The sequence below is a fragment of the Myroides sp. N17-2 genome (assembly GCF_002286775.1).
GTDB lineage: Bacteria > Bacteroidota > Bacteroidia > Flavobacteriales > Flavobacteriaceae > Flavobacterium.
Genome location: NZ_NSGJ01000007.1, coordinates 69,948 through 88,484 on the forward strand (window position 1 = coordinate 69,948; position 18,537 = coordinate 88,484).

General features: G+C 35.7%; 14 protein-coding genes. 3 read left to right on the forward strand and 11 right to left on the reverse strand.

The features are described 5' to 3' along the window. Nucleotides 1-14 precede the first annotated feature (14 nt). The 10 genes from queG to CF599_RS04955 form a co-directional block, all read right to left on the reverse strand. Entirely contained in the window at nucleotides 15-941 is a 927-nt protein-coding gene (queG, locus tag CF599_RS04910) for a tRNA epoxyqueuosine(34) reductase QueG (protein ID WP_121964928.1), read from the reverse strand. A gap of 24 nt (nucleotides 942-965) precedes the next feature. Beyond that, nucleotides 966-1,994, reverse strand: coding sequence for a Holliday junction branch migration DNA helicase RuvB (ruvB, locus tag CF599_RS04915; protein WP_121964929.1), 1,029 nt, complete (start codon nucleotides 1,992-1,994; stop codon nucleotides 966-968). Between the two features lie 244 nt (nucleotides 1,995-2,238). Next, complete coding sequence (locus tag CF599_RS04920) at nucleotides 2,239-4,041, reverse strand: cbb3-type cytochrome c oxidase subunit I (protein ID WP_121964930.1); 1,803 nt, start codon at nucleotides 4,039-4,041, stop codon at nucleotides 2,239-2,241. A gap of 28 nt (nucleotides 4,042-4,069) precedes the next feature. After that, nucleotides 4,070-5,236, reverse strand: a complete 1,167-nt coding sequence (locus CF599_RS04925; protein WP_121964931.1) for a cytochrome c oxidase subunit II — start codon at nucleotides 5,234-5,236, stop codon at nucleotides 4,070-4,072. A 17-nt stretch (nucleotides 5,237-5,253) separates the two neighbouring features. Continuing rightward, complete coding sequence (locus tag CF599_RS04930; protein ID WP_121964932.1) at nucleotides 5,254-6,561, reverse strand: quinol:cytochrome C oxidoreductase; 1,308 nt, start codon at nucleotides 6,559-6,561, stop codon at nucleotides 5,254-5,256. A gap of 31 nt (nucleotides 6,562-6,592) precedes the next feature. Further along, nucleotides 6,593-7,141 carry a cytochrome c gene (locus tag CF599_RS04935; protein WP_121964933.1) on the reverse strand — a complete coding sequence of 183 codons (549 nt, stop codon included), beginning with the start codon at nucleotides 7,139-7,141 and terminating at the stop codon, nucleotides 6,593-6,595. A gap of 1 nt (nucleotide 7,142) precedes the next feature. Further along, nucleotides 7,143-7,670 (reverse strand): DUF3341 domain-containing protein, encoded by a 528-nt coding sequence (locus CF599_RS04940; RefSeq protein ID WP_121964934.1) that lies wholly within the window; start codon nucleotides 7,668-7,670, stop codon nucleotides 7,143-7,145. A 6-nt stretch (nucleotides 7,671-7,676) separates the two neighbouring features. After that, the gene (gene nrfD / locus CF599_RS04945) at nucleotides 7,677-9,086 is read right to left on the reverse strand and encodes an NrfD/PsrC family molybdoenzyme membrane anchor subunit (protein ID WP_121964935.1); all 1,410 of its coding nucleotides are present in this window, start codon (nucleotides 9,084-9,086) and stop codon (nucleotides 7,677-7,679) included. 38 nt (nucleotides 9,087-9,124) lie between these two features. Beyond that, nucleotides 9,125-12,181 (reverse strand): TAT-variant-translocated molybdopterin oxidoreductase, encoded by a 3,057-nt coding sequence (locus CF599_RS04950; RefSeq protein WP_121964936.1) that lies wholly within the window; start codon nucleotides 12,179-12,181, stop codon nucleotides 9,125-9,127. A gap of 34 nt (nucleotides 12,182-12,215) precedes the next feature. Further along, on the reverse strand, nucleotides 12,216-13,490 hold the full coding sequence (locus CF599_RS04955; protein ID WP_121964937.1) for a c-type cytochrome: 1,275 nt from the start codon (nucleotides 13,488-13,490) through the stop codon (nucleotides 12,216-12,218). A 217-nt stretch (nucleotides 13,491-13,707) separates the two neighbouring features. On the opposite strand from CF599_RS04955, the gene CF599_RS04960 reads away from it, so the two are divergent. Then, nucleotides 13,708-14,088 carry an SPOR domain-containing protein gene (locus tag CF599_RS04960; protein WP_121964938.1) on the forward strand — a complete coding sequence of 127 codons (381 nt, stop codon included), beginning with the start codon at nucleotides 13,708-13,710 and terminating at the stop codon, nucleotides 14,086-14,088. A 184-nt stretch (nucleotides 14,089-14,272) separates the two neighbouring features. On the opposite strand, the gene leuS is transcribed toward CF599_RS04960, so the two are convergent. Continuing rightward, nucleotides 14,273-17,086 (reverse strand): leucine--tRNA ligase, encoded by a 2,814-nt coding sequence (gene leuS, locus CF599_RS04965; RefSeq protein ID WP_121964939.1) that lies wholly within the window; start codon nucleotides 17,084-17,086, stop codon nucleotides 14,273-14,275. A 313-nt stretch (nucleotides 17,087-17,399) separates the two neighbouring features. Between leuS and CF599_RS04970 the strand changes: the two genes are divergently transcribed. Both CF599_RS04970 and CF599_RS04975 read left to right on the forward strand, forming a co-directional pair. Beyond that, the gene (locus CF599_RS04970; RefSeq protein WP_121964940.1) at nucleotides 17,400-18,281 is read left to right on the forward strand and encodes an ABC transporter permease; all 882 of its coding nucleotides are present in this window, start codon (nucleotides 17,400-17,402) and stop codon (nucleotides 18,279-18,281) included. Nucleotide 18,282: 1 nt separating this feature from the next. Then, nucleotides 18,283-18,525: a DUF3098 domain-containing protein gene (locus tag CF599_RS04975; protein WP_121964941.1), complete on the forward strand. Its 243-nt coding sequence runs from the start codon at nucleotides 18,283-18,285 to the stop codon at nucleotides 18,523-18,525. The last annotated feature ends 12 nt before the right edge of the window (nucleotides 18,526-18,537 follow it).

Genomic DNA, 18,537 nt, shown 5'->3' on the forward strand with positions numbered 1-18,537 from the left:
TGGATTTACGGAATTCACTCCCCCAAAAATTGCATATTTCGTAATAACCCTTCGTATTTAGTCCTCTTTATTGCAGATTTTTTAAATATTTCATTAAAAGTCTCTTTCGTTAGTTCCTTCCATTCACGCTTTGAATAGTGTATTAACTCATTATTAGGAATAAATCTATCCTCTTTATGAGGGGTTGCAAAGCGATTCCATGGACAAACATCTTGACAAACATCACATCCAAACATCCAATTATCTAACTTCCCACTAAACTCTTGAGGAATATCATCCTTCAATTCTATCGTCAAATACGATATACACTTACTCCCATTAACAAGGTATGGACTCTCAATAGCACCTGTAGGACATGCATCAATACACTTCGTGCAAGTACCACAATGATCTGTAGTTGGCCCATCCTCTTCTAACTCCAAATCAATTATCAACTCTGCTATAAAAAAGAAAGAACCACTCTTGCGATTAATAAGATTATTATTCTTACCTACCCATCCTAAACCTGATTTAGCAGCCCAAGCTTTATCAAGTACAGGTGCTGAATCAACAAATACACGTCCATCTACAGCCCCTACTACACTCTCTATATAAAACAACAACTCCTTTAGTTTATCCTTAATTATATAGTGATAATCCTCTCCATAAGCATATTTAGAAATTTTAAAACTATCCTCTATCTGTTTCTCTTCAGGATAATAATTCAACGTAAGTGATACTACGCTTTTCGCTCCCTCTACTAATTTAGTGGGATCTAATCTCTTATCAAAATGATTCTCCATATAAGACATCTGACCATGCATTTGATTATTTAACCATTGCTCTAATCGAGGTGCTTCTGTCTCTAAAAAACTAGCTTTCGAAATACCACAAGACGAAAAGCCAAGGCGTATTGCCTCGGCTTTTATCATAGTAGCATATTTGCTTTTATTTTCTATCATTTACCTAATAATGTAACTCACGTACTACGAATCAAATAATCCTCCTTGTGTACTTGCTTTCACACGTCCTAAATGAGTGTATGCTTTATCAGTAGCTTCTCTACCTCTTGGTGTACGTAGAATAAAACCTTCTTGTATTAAATAAGGTTCGTAAACCTCTTCAATAGTCTCTCCATTCTCTGACACAGCAGTAGCTAAAGTAGACAAACCTACAGGCCCTCCCTTAAACTTGTCAATAATAGTGCTCAATATCTTATTATCCATCTCATCTAGTCCAAATGAATCTACATTTAAAGAATTCAATGCATACTTAGAGATTTCTATATCTATACTTCCATTTCCTTTTATCTGTGCAAAATCACGAACACGGCGTAACAGTGCATTAGCAATACGAGGCGTTCCTCTACTACGTCCAGCTATTTCGATAGCTGCTTCAAGATCAATATGAACACCTAAAATAGCAGAACTACGCTCTACAATAGTTGCTAGTAACTCTTTATTATAATACTGCAATCTACTTTGAATACCAAAACGCGCTCGCATTGGAGAGGTTAAAAGTCCTGAACGTGTCGTAGCACCGACTAAAGTAAAAGGATTTAAATGAATCTGAACAGTACGTGCATTAGGTCCAGACTCTATCATAATATCTATTTTAAAATCTTCCATAGCTGAATATAAATACTCCTCTACAATCGGACTTAAACGGTGTATCTCATCAATAAACAAGACATCTCGCTCCTCAAGATTAGTCAACAAACCTGCTAGGTCACCAGGCTTATCAAGAACAGGTCCTGAAGTTATCTTTATTCCAACATCAAGCTCATTCGCTAAAATATTAGCCAACGTAGTCTTCCCTAATCCAGGAGGCCCATGAAATAAAGTATGATCTAAGGCTTCCCCTCTAAGATTAGCAGCTTCCACAAAGATCTTTAAGTTCTCTAAAACTTGCTCTTGTCCAGCAAAATCATCAAATGATAGGGGACGCAATTTCTTCTCAACATCAATTTCCTCAGAAGAAAAGTGCTTATTCGTTGGGTTTAAATTCTCATTCATAGTACAAATATAATCCAAATATTAAACCCGAAATACGCGATAGACATATAAACGAAAAGTAATTATATAAGATAGGTCTGAATTAGCAACGCAAGCATACTATAGTATGGTTATAGAACTAATGAAAGAGCTATGAAATAGAATTGCTTTGTAGTACTTGACTAATGCATTTTGGGTTAAAACCTACAATAACAAAAAAAGTCATCCTTACGGATGACTTCTATATTTCGAATAAAATATTCTATTAATGATGTAATTGCTCTTCACCTTCAACGTAAGGCATATTCTGAGGAGCAAAGTCGTCTGGTAATCCAGGTTTACTATAGTCATAAGGCCATCTGTAAACAACTGGTAATTCTCCAGGCCAGTTACCATGAATGTGTTCTACTGGTGTAGTCCACTCAAGAGAGTTACTTCTCCATGGGTTTTGTGTAGCTTTCTTACCGTAGAAAATACTGTAGAAGAAGTTCCATAAGAACACTAATTGGAACGCTGCTCCAACTAAAGCAAATACAGTAATCAATACGTTTACGTCATAGAACTCATCAAATAACGGGAATGCCGTATTAGAGTAGTAACGACGAGGTAAACCAGCTAATCCGATGAAGTGCATTGGGAAGAATACTCCGTAAGCACAAACTGCAGTTACCCAGAAGTGGATATAACCTAAGTTTTTGTTCATCATACGTCCAAACATTTTAGGGAACCAGTGGTAGATACCGGCAAACATTCCGTAAAGAGCAGAAATACCCATTACTAAGTGGAAGTGAGCAATAACGAAATAAGTATCGTGAACGTTGATATCTAATGTTGAATCTCCTAAAATAATCCCTGTTAAACCTCCTGTGATAAACGTAGATACAAATCCAATACAGAATAACATTGACGGGTTCATTTGGATGTTACCACTCCAAATTGTAGTTATATAGTTGAACGCTTTTACTGCTGATGGAATTGCAATTAACAACGTAGTAAATGTAAATACAGATCCTAAGAATGGGTTCATACCAGATACGAACATGTGGTGTCCCCAAACGATTGTTGATAAGAAAGCAATACCTAAGATAGAAGCGATCATCGCACGGTAACCGAAAATTGGCTTACGAGCGTTACAAGCAATTACTTCTGACGTAATACCCATTGCTGGTAAAATTACGATGTAAACCTCAGGGTGACCTAAGAACCAGAATAAGTGCTCATATAATACAGGTGATCCACCTTGGTAGTGTAATACCTCTCCAGCTAAATAAATATCTGATAAGAAGAATGAAGTTCCAAAACTTCTATCAAATAATAATAATAAAGCTGCTGATAATAATACAGGGAATGATACGATACCAATTACAGCTGTTGTGAACAATGCCCACACTGTTAATGGTAATCTTGTCATTGACATCCCTTTTGTTCTTAAGTTAATAACTGTAGCAACATAGTTTAACGATCCCATTAAAGAAGATGCGATAAAGATTGCCATTGATACTAACCATAATGTCATACCCATCCCTGAACCAGGAATAGCTTTTGGTAATGCACTCAATGGAGGATAAACCGTCCATCCTGAAGATGCAGGTCCACCTTCTACGAATAATGATATAATCATTAATACAGCAGAGATGAAGAATAACCAGTAAGACAACATGTTTAAGAATCCTGAAGCCATATCACGTGCTCCAATCTGCAATGGAATAAGTAAGTTCGAGAACGTACCACTTAAACCAGCAGTTAAAACGAAGAATACCATAATAGTACCATGCATGGTAACTAGAGCTAGGTAAGCATCATTTTTCATAACTCCGTCTGGAGCCATTTTATCACCTAATAACCATTTGAATACTGTAAAAGATTCTTCTGGCCAAGCGATTTGCATTCTAAATAAAAGAGACATTACAATCCCTATGATTCCCATAATAATACCTGTAATCAAGTATTGTTTTGCAATCATTTTGTGGTCTAAACTAAACACATATTTAGTAAAGAAGTTCCCTTTATCGTGATGATCATGATCATGTGAATGATCGTGATTGTTTTCGTGTCCTTCTACTGACATAGTATAGATTGTTTTTAATATGTGAGTTTTATTTTACTACTTGAGCGATAGCTTCTGTTTGTGCTTCTTCAGTCACTACAGGAGCCTCTTCTACAGCAGGAGCAGGTGCATTACTTGCTTTTTCAGCAGCAACTTGCTCTTTTAATGTAGGAAGTCCTTTTAACCAAGCGTTAAATTCTTCAGGAGTTTCTACTACCACTTTCATTTGCATGTTATAGTGTGATGCTCCACAGATCTTATTACATAACATTAAATAATCAAATGTATATGGATCTAAAGCTTCTTCTCCTTTTTTAATTAACTCTTGACTTCTTTCAGCTCTAAGAGCATTAATATTACCCACTTTTTTAACAATAGCCTCACGTGTTCTCATTTCCTCTGTAGTAACAGTTGGAACGAAAGCAAACTGAGTAACCATACCAGGAACACAGTTCATCTGTGCTCTAAAGTGAGGTAAGTAAGCTGAGTGAAGAACGTCTTGTGAACGGAACTTCAATACCACTTTTTTACCAACTGGTAAATGTAATTCTTTAGCCATCATATCGTCAGCAGCATTAGGGTCAGACATATCCACACCTACTAAATTAACTCCTTCGATAAAACGTACGTTCGCTTTTCCTAATGTATTATCTGTACCTGAATAACGAACATCCCATCCAAATTGCTTAGCATAAACTTCAACAATAAGAACGTCTTCTTCTTCATCAACAAACATAATATCATTCCAAGCAAATAATCCATAAAGAATCAAACCTGATAATGTAATTACAGGGATAATTGTCCAAAGTGCTTCTAACTTATCATTATCTGCAAAGAAACGAGCTTTTCTACCTTTTAAACCACGACCTTGAAATGCAAAGTAGTGCAGTAAAAACTGTGTAAAAACTTGAACAACTCCGATTAACCCCATTGAGATCCACATTAAATTGTCAACCTCTTTTCCGTGCTCTGACGCAGGGTTATCCATCAAAGGAAAACTTCCATACTCTACTAAACAGAAGATAGTAAAGATATAAATGAATCCTAAGAAAGCGAAAGTTAAATAACCATTTATGTTATTATCCTTCTCATTAGCGATCTCTGTAGTTATATCATCAGGAGAAGATCCTACTTGTGTCAAGTCAAAGATCTTAGTTAATTGCCATACAGCAACACCTAACAATACAACCGCAGCTAATATTAATAAACTTGTCATTTGTTTATTTTTAAATATTAATAGTGAAAATGTTTACTCTCTTCAATCAATGGGTTGTTTTTAGCCAACAATGGTGCTTTAGCAATCGCACTAAATCCTACATAGATAAATAAACCTACGAAGAACATAAACGATGCTATCTCAGAAACACCAATAAACCAAGAACCTCCAACTGTACCAGGAGCAATCATCATAAAGAAGTCAATATAGTGACCTACAATAATACATGATCCTGCCATAACAACGATCCAAGTTAAACGTTTGAAATCTGTATTGATCAATAATAATAAAGGCAATAAGAAGTTCAATACTAACATTCCGAAGAATGGTAAGTTATACTCTTGAATTCTGAAGATGAAGTAAGTTACCTCCTCAGGAATATTAGAGTACCATTGTAACATGAATTGTGAGAACCAAAGATAAGTCCAGAATATACTTAATCCAAACATAAATTTAGCTAAATCGTGAATATGGCTTGTATTAACATATTCTAGGTACCCTTTGTTCTTTAAGTAAAGAGTAACAAAGGCAATAGTAGTAATTGCAGTTACAAAGAAACTAGCGAATACATACCATCCGAATAACGTACTATACCAGTGAGTATCAATTGACATAATCCAATCCCATGATGCCATAGACTCAGTAACGATAAAGAATACTAAGAAAGCAGCAGAACCTTTAAATATCTTTTTGTAGTATGATAAATCACCTGTAGCATCTAAAGCTAAAGATTGTTTACGAACATATATTCTGTAGAAATTCCATCCAGCTAAATAAATAACTGTTCTAATTAGGAAGAAAGGTACATTTAAGTATCCTGATTTCCCAGCGATTAGATGATCCGCTTCAACTACTGCAGGGTCAGACCATATAAACAGGTGATTACCTCCCATTACTGATACTACTAAAATCACAAGGAAAATAACAGAACCTGGTAATACATATGCAGATAATCCTTCCATAACTCTAAATAACACTGGAGACCATCCAGCACTTGCAGCGTTGTTAATTGCGTAGAATACAAGTATACCTACTGCAACCAACATAACAAAAATACAAGCTATGTATAAAGCAGTCCATGGTTTATTTTTTAACTGTCCATAAACGTGCTCTGCATGGTGATCATGGTCAGCTGAATCTGAAACAGAATGATCTGCAGCAGATACGTGATGCTCACCACCATCATGATGAGCTTGCTCAGTTAAGATCTGCTTTACTTCAGCAAGATCTTTTGGCGCAGTTAAAAACCCATATGCAATCCCCATAAGCCCTAAAGCCATAAGCACGATTGCAAAAGTTTTTAAATTTTTTGAAAATGTGTACATATCTAAACTTTCAAATAAGTTTTACAATTTATTATTCTGATTTCAATTTTAAAACGTAATCCGTTACTAACCAACGCTCATGTTGAGTTAATTGATTAGCGTGAGATCCCATCGCATTCAAACCATAAGTAATTACGTGATAAATTCCTCCTTCTGTAAGTTCTCTCTCTTTATAGTTAGGAACCCCTAAGAATTTCTCTTTTTTCACTAAGTTACCTTTTCCGTCTCCAGCATCTCCATGACATACTGAGCAGTAAATTGTATACAACGTTTTACCTTTTTCTAAATCTTTCTCTTCAGCAGATAACGGAGACTTTAAATTTAATTTAGCCTCTGCTAAACCTTCAGGAGTATTTGCATACTCTTCAGGTGAAAATCCACGTGGTATAGATCCTTCAGCAGGTAATTGTCCTTCTTTACCATTTTTAAAAACTGTAGTAGGAACCTCAGAATATGTTTCATAAGCTGAAGATTCATACATATTAGCCATGAATTGATAATTTGGACGCTCTTTATTAAAACAAGAAGTAGTCAAAACTGATACTCCTACTAAAGCTACTATTTTATATATCGTTTTCATTCTACAATTGCTTTTCAATTACTTTAACTTCAACTGCACCTGTTTTCTTGAAGAACTCTATAGCTGACTCTTCATCAGTATTTAAAGCTACTTCCATCAAAAAGTGATCATCTGTAGTTCTCACATCCGGATTCTCAGCTTCTTTGAAAGGCCATAATTTACTTCTCATAAAGAATGTAAGAACCATTAAGTGAGCTGCAAATAAAACTGTCATCTCGAACATAATTGGAACGAAAGCTGGCATATTTTGAATGAAGCTAAAACTTGGTTTACCTCCGATATCTTGTGGCCAGTCTACAATCATAATATAATACATCATAAATGTACCAAAAGAAAGTCCAATCAAACCATAGATAAATGCACAAACCGCAAGTCTTGTTGGTTTTAGCCCCATTGCCTTATCTAGTCCGTGAACTGGGAATGGAGTATAAATTTCCTCAATATGATGATGAGCATCTCGTGTTTCTTTTACAGCATGTAACAACACATCATCATCGTTGTATAGTGCGTGAATTACTTTATTACTCATAATATATTAATGATTTAAAGATTGATGATTCTCTTTGCTGTCTCTTTCTTTCTTGTAAAACTCTCCTGAAGACTTCAAGATAGTTTTCACCTCTGCTTGTGCGATTACAGGGAAACTTCTAGAGTATAATAAGAATAATACGAAGAAGAAACCAATAGTACCGATATAAATACCAGCATCTACAAAAGTAGGTTGGAACATAGTCCATGATGATGGTAAGTAATCACGGTGTAATGACGTAACGATAATTACGAAACGCTCAAACCACATACCAATGTTTACAATAATAGAAATAACGAATGAAGCTAAGATGTTTGTTCTAATTTTCTTAAACCACATTACCTGTGGAGAAATTACGTTACAAGTCATCATTAACCAATATGACCACCAGTAAGGTCCTGTTGCACGGTTTAAGAATGCGTATTGTTCATACTCTACTCCTGAATACCAAGCAACCCATAACTCAGTGATATAAGCTACACCAACGATAGAACCTGTAATCATAACAACAATGTTCATTAACTCGATGTGTTGTACCGTAATATAGTCTTCTAAGTTAGAAACTTTTCTCATAATGATAAGCAACGTGTTAACCATTGCGAATCCAGAGAAGATAGCTCCTGCTACGAAGTATGGAGGTAAAATAGTAGTGTGCCATCCAGGAATAACTGAAGTAGCAAAGTCAAAAGATACAATCGTGTGTACAGAAAGTACAAGAGGAGTAGCTAAACCAGCTAATACTAATGAAACTTCCTCAAAACGTTGCCAGTCTTTTGCACGACCTGACCAACCAAATGATAAAATTGAATATACTCTTTTTGTAAATGGTGTAATAGCTCTATCACGTAACATAGCGAAGTCAGGTAGTAAACCAGTCCACCAGAAAACTAATGATACTGATAAATACGTAGAGATCGCGAATACGTCCCATAATAATGGTGAGTTAAAGTTAACCCATAACGATCCGAACTGGTTAGGAATAGGTAATACCCAGTATGCTAACCATGGACGTCCCATGTGAATGATAGGGAATAAACCAGCCTGAACTACAGAGAAAATTGTCATTGCCTCTGCAGAACGGTTAATCGCCATTCTCCATTTTTGTCTAAATAATAATAATACAGCAGAAATTAATGTACCCGCGTGACCGATACCTACCCACCAAACGAAGTTGGTAATATCCCAAGCCCATCCAACGGTTTTATTTAATCCCCAAGTTCCAATACCTGTACCTACAGTGTAAGCCATACAACCTACTCCCCATAGAAACGCTATTAAAGCTAATGTAAAAACTCTCCACCATAGTTTGTTTGCTCTACCTTCTACAGGTCTAGCCACATCCACAGTTATATCGTGATATGATTTCTCACCAATAACTAAAGGTTTTCTAATGGGTGCTTCGTAATGTGACGACATAATCCTTTATATGTTTCTTTAATTAATAATTCTTTTAACTAGATATTTCTAACCTTAACGTGATAGAATACATTTGGTTTTGTACCAATGTGCTCTAATAAATGGTAAGATCTATCTGACTCAGCTAATTTAGTAATTTCTGACTCTTTATCATTTACATCTCCAAAGATCATTGCTCCACTTGAACAAGCTGCTGAACATGCAGTCTCAAATTCATTTGGACGAACTGCTCTACCTTCATTCTTAGCTTTTAAGATTGTAGATTGAGTCATTTGGATACATAATGAACATTTCTCCATTACCCCTCTTGAACGAACTACTACGTCTGGGTTTAATACCATACGTCCTAAATCATCATTCATGTTGTAATCGAACTCACTATTTTGAGAGTATAAGAACCAGTTGAAACGTCTTACTTTGTAAGGACAGTTATTCGCACAGTATCTAGTACCTACACAACGGTTGTACGCCATATGGTTTTGACCTTGACGACCATGTGATGTAGCAGCTACTGGACACACAGTCTCACATGGAGCGTGGTTACAGTGTTGACACATTACTGGTTGGAAAGCTACCTGTGGATTTTCAGCTGGATGCTCTAATTCTTGGAATGCCTCACGGTATTCTCCGAATCCTTTTGTACCTTCTTTCTTAGCCACATCTCCTGCGAATGTATCCTCAGAAGAATAGTATCTATCGATACGTAACCAGTGCATATCTCTACTTCTTCTTACTTCTGACTTACCTACTACAGGTACGTTATTTTCAGCGTGACAAGAGATTACACAAGCACCACATCCAGTACATGCATTTAAGTCAATTGATAAATTAAAGTGGTGACCCACTGATCTATCAAATGATTCCCAGATATCGATAGTAGAAGCTTTAACTTCAGCGTGATCATAAGATACTACTGGTTTAATGTTCCAAGTCTCTACATCTTCTTTGATAAATTTCTCTAATGTTGTATCTTTTAAGATATCACCTCTACTCATTAAAGTGTTTTGTAACTGAACACAAGCGAACTCATGGTTACCTCCTTCAACAGTAATAGCAGCACCTTGCACTCCATTAAAGTCTTTGTATAATGTGTAAGCATTAACACCTACTTGCATCTCCTCTTTAAGAGCAGCTTTTCTTCCGTATCCGAAAGCTAAACCGATAGTTCCCTTAGCTTGTCCTGGTTGGATTAAAGCTGGTACTTTTTCTAATTTAACTCCGTTAGCTTCGATAGTAACATAGCTACCATCTAAACCTCCGTTAGCTACGTGGAAATTCTTAATTCCTAAAGCTTCAGCATCAGCCTGAGATACAGTTACGTAGTTATCCCAAGATACACGAGTGATCGGATCTGGAAACTCTTGTAACCAAGGGTTATTTGCTTGTTGTCCATCTCCCATACCTGTTTTAGTATAGAACACTAACTCTAATCCATCTACTTTCTTAGCAGATCCTAATGCAGAAGCTGCAGAAGCGAAATCAGCAGAAGCAGATACTTTAGCGTTTTCTCCTATAACAGCAAAACCATCATGAACCAATTGATTCCAAGTTTTGTCAGCTACGTAAGATTTACCAACAGTTTTTACATATTCGTAGTAAGCTGTGTTATTACCAGCCCATAACAATAATAAATCTTGTAATTGTTTAGTATCGAATAAAGGACGGATAGTAGGTTGCATTACTGAGTAGTGACCTTTTTTGATCATTACATCACCCCAAGACTCTAAATAGTGAGGAGCAGCAGCAGCTATTGTAGTAAGTAATGCAGTTTCGTCTTCTTTTAATGAGAAAGCAACTGACATTTTTACTTTTTTCAATCCTTCTACGAAAGCAGCACTATCAGCTAAAGTATAAACTGGATTAACACCTGACATAATCAATGTGTGAACTTTTCCAGCATTCATATCTTTAACTAACTGACCAACTTCAGTAGCATTACCTTTACGTACATTTTTAGTTTGCTCTGGTAAGAAAGCTTGAGATTGTAACTTCTCATTAATAGCGAATACTAATAATTGAGCATTTACATCATCAAGTCCTGACACAAGAACAGCTCTTGAACCACCACTTACTAATTGAGCAGCAGCTTTAGTAACAGCCTCAGCGTATTTACCTTCGATAGCAGGAGCAGATACATTAGCACCAACTACTACATTGTAAATCTTAACTAAGGCAGCTTTTTGTTGAGCTACAGTTAATGGAATTCTAACATCAGCATTAGCACCAGATAAAGACATATTTGCCTCGATTTGGATATGCTTAGACATTTTTCCATTTTTAGGAATACGATTTTGAGCATAAGCTGAATCGTATCCTCCACCTTGCCAATCTCCTAAGATATCAGCACCTACAGAAACCACAACATCAGCGTTACCGAAATCGTAATCAGCTAATCCACGTACTCCATACGCTTTCTCATAAGCATCTGCAGCAGCAGAAGATGATACAGCATCATAAACAACGTGTTTAGCAGTAGGGTTAGCAGTGATAAACTCTGCTATAATCTTATCAGTTGATGGACTAGCCATTGTATTAGTTAATAATACGATGTTTCCTCCATTTGATTTAGCATCTTGTAAACTTGCTTTTACTTTAGCATCTACTTCATCCCATGAAGCACTTTTACCACTGATTTTAGACCCCTTCAAACGAAGGCTGTCATACATTGATAAAACTGATGCATTTACACGAGCATTAGCTCCTGAGTAAGCATTAGCTAGTCTGTTATTATCAACTTTGATTGGACGTCCCTCACGAGTTTTGATCAAAACGTTTACAAAGTCAAATCCATCTGCTATAGTAGTTGCATAATAATCTGCAATTCCAGGAATTATCTCTTCTGGCTGAACTACATACGGAATAGATTTTACAACAGGCCCCTCACATGCAGCTAATGTTGCTGCTGCAGTAGAAAAACCTACATATTTCAAAAAGTCTCGACGAGTTGTTGATGAAGAAGACAATTTATTTTGATCCCCAAGAAACTCATCAGTAGGAATTTCTTCAACAAACTCATTGTTTCTTAGCGACTCAACAATAGAACTATTTTCATTCAGCTCCTCAACACTTTTCCAGTATTTTTTGTTTGATGCCATTGTATATATATATTAGCTTCTTATTCTTAAATTATTAATAGTGACATTTACCACATTCTAAACCACCCATTTGAGCTACAGTCAATTTCTCAACTCCGTATTTCTCTGATAATTCTTTGTGAATCTTAGCGTAATACTCATTGCTCTCTAACTTAACGTCAGTTTTTCTGTGACAATCGATACACCATCCCATTGTTAATGGAGAGTGTTGTCTCATAATTTCCATTTCTTCAACTGGCCCGTGACAAGTTTGACATTCTAAACCAGCAACGTTAACGTGTTGAGAGTGATTATAGTATGCAAAGTCAGGTAAGTTGTGTATTCTAACCCATTTAACTGGTTTTTCTTTTCCAGTATATTTCTGAGTAGATGCATCCCATCCTACTGCATCATATAGTTTCTGAATCTCTCCAGTGTAGAACTCAGGAGTGTATTTACCGTAATCAACTCCAGCTTCACCTGTAAACTCACCAATGTTTTTATGACAGTTCATACAAACATTCAATGATGGAATACCAGATGTCTTACTAGATCTAGCAGAAGAGTGACAGTATTTACAATCAATACCGTTATCACCAGCGTGAATCTTGTGAGAGAAGTGAATTGGCTGTACTGGTTCATACCCTTGATCAACACCTACCTGCATCATCCAACCATACGCGAAGTATGATCCGATCAGAATAAGTACTAATGTAGACACAATCACTAAAAACTTGTTTTTAACGAATGCAGCACATAAAGGAATAGTTTTGCGGACTTCAGGAGTTAATCCATTAGCTTCAACTACTTTGTTTAATACCTTCTTAACGAAGAATAACATAGTAACCAAAAGCATCAACACAATAATTAATGCTCCTAATACAATCATATTAGAAACACCATCATTATTCGATGTACCTGCCGCTCCAGCTGCTCCAGCCACAGGTGCCGGTGCTTCTGCCTTAACTTCTGACGTATAAGCAATAATGTTATCAATATCCTCATCTGACAATGCAGGGAAGTCATTCATAACAACCTTATTCCAGTCGTTAAATAATTTAACAGCAGCAGCATCTCCAGATTTAATTAATGAAGAACTACTTTTAATCCACTTGTGTAGCCAAGCTACATCATGTCGTTCAACTACTCCACGAAGAGCTGGTCCAGTAGAATTCCCATCTAACTTGTGACATGCCGCACAGTTAGAGTTAAACAATTCCTTACCTTTTGCTGCATCTTGAGCAAACGAAATTGTAGTAAACGATAGCATTAACGCTAAACAAAAGAATAAAATCTTTGAAAACGAATTATGGTTACCCACTTTTTTCATAGTTATAAAATGATTTTCAACTAAACTTGGTATTATTTAACAGCCAATTAGACTGCTATCCTATACACCTTATTTACAAACTCCGACAAAAATACAATTTATGACTTACTCTTAAAACCTTTAAACGGCTTAAAAGTCAATTTATATGCGTTCTAAATAACATCTGATTACCTCATTATCAAGATAATTTGTAAATTTGCTCTAAACATTATTCATTATGAGATTTTTAAGAAATATTCTTGTCTTAAACTTAGTCCTATTTGCTAATAATCTGATTATAGCACAGTCTTCTAAAACCACGCTAAATGAGCCCTCAGCAGTAAAAGAGCTACTTAACAAGAAAAAGAACGCGAATACCTCTACTGCAGTAAATGACAAATTCAAGATTCAAATCTTTTATGGAAAAAACACAGAGGCTAGATCTGCCTTAAGTTCGTTCAGAAGAATATATCCTGAGGTAAATGCTACCATTGTTTATACCAATCCTTCTTATAAAGTATTAGTCGGAAATTATAAAACTAGACTTGATGCGGAGCGCAATCTAAAAGCCATTCAAAAAGACTTTGAACATGCATTACTTATCAGACCAGGTAAATAATTCACAAATTTATAATAGACAAAAAGGGTTGCTAGTAAAAACTAGCAACCCTTTTTATTTATATAAAAACACCAATCAACCTATTTCAAAATACAAAAAGCCTTAACTCGAGAGCTAAGGCTTTTCTTATACTATTCACATCATTTAATAATGTGTCTTTACTGTATTCAAAACATGTGAAGTTTTACCCCACCAAGTTAATAATCTTACCCGGTACGATAATTACCTTTTTAGGAGCATTCCCTTGTAGTTGAGCTATTGTACGCTCATCTGCTAAGATAGCCGCTTTGATCTCTTCTTCAGTTAAATCTAATGGTAACTCAATCTTAAATCTCATTTTCCCATTAAACGACACAGGGTATTCCTTAGCACTCTCTACTAAATAAGAAGCTTTAAATTCTGGAAACTCTGCATAAGTAAGAGATGTAGCGTGTCCTAACATAGACCATAACTCTTCTGCGATATGTGGCGCATATGGGGAAACGATAATTGCTAATGGCTCTAAGATACCTCTGTGGTTACACTTTTGTTGAGATAATTCATTTACACAAATCATAAATTGAGAAACCGAAGTATTGAAAGAGAAATTCTCTATATCTTCAGTAACCTTTTTGATTGTCTTATGAAGTGACTTATACATCTCTGGAGTAGGCTCATCATTTATCACGACTACACCATTATCATCAGCATATAATCTCCATAGTTTTTTTAAGAAACCTGCTACTCCAGAAATACCAGCAGTATTCCATGGTTTTGCTTGTTCTAATGGCCCTAAGAACATTTCGTATAAACGTAGTGTATCTGCTCCATATTCTTCACAGATATCATCTGGATTAACCACATTATAGTAAGACTTAGACATCTTCTCTACCTCATGACCAACGATATATTTACCATTCGCATTAAGAATAAACTCAGCTCCAGCATAATCAGGTCTCCAAGCTTTAAACTCTTCTGTATCTAATTCTGAAGAAGAATTCACTAAGCCCACATAAGCATATAGCTGCTGTACTTTTTCATCCTTAATCATATCCTTAGATATAAAGGTATTCGTACCCTCTATTCTATATACGAAAGCAGAAGTTCCTAAGATCATTCCTTGGTTAATTAATTTTTTGAAAGGCTCTTCTGTTGGAGCAACTCCAAAATCTTTTAAGAACTTATTCCAAAAACGACTGTATAATAGGTGTCCTGTAGCGTGCTCATTCCCTCCTATATATAAGTCTACATTTTGCCAATATGCCAATGCCTCTGGTGAAGCGATATCTTCAGTATTCTGAGGATCCATATAACGCATCCAGTACCACGAAGAACCAGCCCATCCAGGCATTGTATTTAATTCTAGAGGGAATACAGATACTCCATCTATTTTGTCGTTTTCTACTACTTTATTATTTACTGTATCCCATGCCCATACTGCAGCATTTCCTAAAGGTGGTTGTCCATCTTCAGTAGGTAAGTATTTTTCTACTTCTGGAAGAACGATTGGAAGATATTTCTTGTCAATCATCTTTGGAAGATTATTTACGTAGTACACAGGGAAAGGTTCACCCCAATAACGCTGACGAGAAAATACTGCGTCGCGTAAACGGTAGTTCGTTTTACCTTTACCATGTCCTATTTTTTCTAATGCTTCGATAGCTTTAACAGTAGCTTCTTTATAGCCTAATCCATTTAAGAAATCAGACTCTATTAATAAGAAACCTTCTTTATCAGCATAAGCTTCTTCTGTAATATCTTGATTAAAGATATTTTTGATTGCTATATTAAAATGCTTAGCGAATGCATAATCTCTAGTATCACCAGCAGGCACAGCCATAACAGCTCCTGTACCATAACCAGCTAATACATAATCACCAATCCATATCTCGATTGGCTCTTTCGTGAATGGGTGTTCAGCATATGCTCCAGTAAACACACCAGAGATAGTCTTCACATCTGCCATACGATCACGCTCACTACGCTTAGAAGTAGCTTCTACATAAGCTTCAACAGCTGCTTTTTGATCAGCAGTAGTAATCTTACTTACTAAATCATGCTCAGGAGCTAACGTCATAAAGCTAACACCGAATATCGTATCAGGTCTAGTAGTAAACACTTCGATAGTATCCTCTCCTTCTTTAAGATTAAACACTACAGACGCCCCTACAGACTTCCCGATCCAGTTACGTTGACTCTCTTTAATACTCTCTGTCCAGTCAATATCATTAAGCCCTTGTAGTAAACGCTCTGCATAAGCAGATATACGCATACTCCATTGCTTCATTTTCTTTCTCACTACAGGATGACCCCCACGCTCTGACAGACCATCTTTGATCTCATCATTAGCAAGTACAGTACCTAACGCAGGACACCAGTTTACTTCTGTCTCTGCTAAGTAAGTCATTCTATATTTAAGTAACATTGTCTCTTTCTCATCTGCACTGAATGCATTCCACTGATCTGCACTGAATACTTCGATAGCATCGTCACATACAGCCTGCACATTTGCATTTCCTTCTTTTTCAAAAATCGCTACTAATGTATCAATCGATTCAGCTTTATCACTTACCTTATTATACCATGCATTAAAAAGTTGGATGAATATCCACTGTGTGTGCTTATAATAATCCGCATTAGAAGTACGTACCTCTCTACTCCAATCAAAAGAGAAACCAATTTTATCTAACTGCTCTCTATATCTAGCAATGTTCACTTCTGTTGTTACAGCAGGATGTTGCCCTGTTTGGATAGCATACTGCTCAGCAGGAAGTCCAAAACTATCATATCCTTGAGGGTGGAGAACATTAAAACCTTGTTGACGTTTAAAACGAGTATAGATATCTGATGCGATATATCCGAGTGGATGCCCCACGTGTAACCCTGCTCCAGATGGATAAGGGAACATATCTAAGATGTAATACTTCGGTTTATCAGTGTTATTCTCGGTTTTGAAAGTTTGGTTTTCTTTCCAAAATTTCTGCCATTTAGCTTCAATTTCGTTTGGATAATACTTCATACTATAATTTATATATCAAATTTTACACTTGGGTCTTTGTTTAACTACTACAGATTATGCCGCTGAGCTCAGTAAATATGCAACTACAACAGTCCTAATATTTTTGACTAAGCTAAGATAAATACTTTAAAAAATGAACTGACTTACAGAACACTTCTACCCTATCTATCAACAACTAATCTGTGATTTCATCAAAAATCCCATCAGTTCAGGCAAAAATAAACTATATTTATAACAATTAGAAAACTTTAATCGTTATTGTCTTAATAAAAACGTTTTTGTTTGTTATTTTTACGCACTTAAATTAGATTGTATGGCAAGCTCTTATGAAAAATATCAAAAGCGAAGATTAATCTCTTCTTATTTTTCTGTTATCCTTAGTATTTTCTTAGTGCTATTCCTTTTAGGATCACTATGCTTATTCGTTATTAACTCTAAAAAAATCTCAGATAACTTTAGAGAGAATATACCGATGACAATATTCATCGAAAAGAGCACTACCAAAGCTGATTTAGACAAATTCGGTGCATCATTAGGCAAAAAGAACTATATAAAAGAAGTGAAATTCGTTTCTAAAGAAGAAGCTGCTAAAGAACACCAAGAAACCTTAGGAGAGGACTTCGTAGAATACTTAGGTTTTAACCCATTGCAAGATTCTTATGACATCCACCTTAAAGGTGAATATGTAGTGAATGACAGTATCGATACTATCCTTAAAGAATTAAATGCGAATACAGCTATATCTGATATTAAATACGATAAACAATTAGTAGATCTAGTAAATGAGAATGTAGATAAAGTAGCTCAATGGGTACTTATATTAGCTGCATTCCTAACTGTAGTATCTATGCTATTAATCAATAGTTCACTGCGTTTACTAATCTTTTCTAGTCGATTCACGATTAAAACAATGCAAATGGTAGGTGCTACTAAGCGCTTCATTAGAAGACCATTTATTAATCACAGTATGAAACTAGGGATTATCGGTTCTATATTAGCTATTATTGCAATCACAGCACTTACTTTCTACGCAGACAGTAAGATGCCAGACTTAAACATCAATCCTAAAGAGGATTATATGCCTTTAGTAATTGTATCTATTGGTATACTAGTACTTGGAATGCTTATTACTAGTATTAGTACATTCTTTGCTACACAAAGATTCTTAAACCTAAAATCAGACGAACTTTATTAATATGAAAGATCAAGATCAAAACAAAGGTGCTCTTCTTTTCTCTAAGAAGAATTACATTATTCTGCTAGTAAGTATTGCACTTGTTGCTTTAAGTTTTTTCTTAATGGCAGGGGCTACTAATGATGTACCTACAGAATTTAATGAAGACATTTACAGCTTTAGACGTATACACTTAGCGCCAGCTGTATTCTTTATCGCTATGGGAGTAGCAATCTACGCAATATTCAAAAAAGATAACAAATAACAAACTACATAC

Bases quoted from the DNA above. Each gene is read 5' to 3' on its own strand.
- CF599_RS04950 (WP_121964936.1), bottom strand. From the start codon at position 12,181: ATGGCATCAAACAAAAAATACTGGAAAAGTGTTGAGGAGCTGAATGAA.
- CF599_RS04925 (WP_121964931.1), bottom strand. From the start codon at position 5,236: ATGACAAGTTTATTAATATTAGCTGCGGTTGTATTGTTAGGTGTTGCT.
- CF599_RS04935 (WP_121964933.1), bottom strand. From the start codon at position 7,141: ATGAAAACGATATATAAAATAGTAGCTTTAGTAGGAGTATCAGTTTTG.
- CF599_RS04975 (WP_121964941.1), top strand. From the start codon at position 18,283: ATGAAAGATCAAGATCAAAACAAAGGTGCTCTTCTTTTCTCTAAGAAG.
- CF599_RS04940 (WP_121964934.1), bottom strand. From the start codon at position 7,670: ATGAGTAATAAAGTAATTCACGCACTATACAACGATGATGATGTGTTG.
- queG (WP_121964928.1), bottom strand. From the start codon at position 941: ATGATAGAAAATAAAAGCAAATATGCTACTATGATAAAAGCCGAGGCA.
- nrfD (WP_121964935.1), bottom strand. From the start codon at position 9,086: ATGTCGTCACATTACGAAGCACCCATTAGAAAACCTTTAGTTATTGGT.
- CF599_RS04970 (WP_121964940.1), top strand. From the start codon at position 17,400: ATGGCAAGCTCTTATGAAAAATATCAAAAGCGAAGATTAATCTCTTCT.
- CF599_RS04960 (WP_121964938.1), top strand. From the start codon at position 13,708: ATGAGATTTTTAAGAAATATTCTTGTCTTAAACTTAGTCCTATTTGCT.
- CF599_RS04930 (WP_121964932.1), bottom strand. From the start codon at position 6,561: ATGTACACATTTTCAAAAAATTTAAAAACTTTTGCAATCGTGCTTATG.
- ruvB (WP_121964929.1), bottom strand. From the start codon at position 1,994: ATGAATGAGAATTTAAACCCAACGAATAAGCACTTTTCTTCTGAGGAA.
- CF599_RS04920 (WP_121964930.1), bottom strand. From the start codon at position 4,041: ATGTCAGTAGAAGGACACGAAAACAATCACGATCATTCACATGATCAT.
- CF599_RS04955 (WP_121964937.1), bottom strand. From the start codon at position 13,490: ATGAAAAAAGTGGGTAACCATAATTCGTTTTCAAAGATTTTATTCTTT.
- leuS (WP_121964939.1), bottom strand. From the start codon at position 17,086: ATGAAGTATTATCCAAACGAAATTGAAGCTAAATGGCAGAAATTTTGG.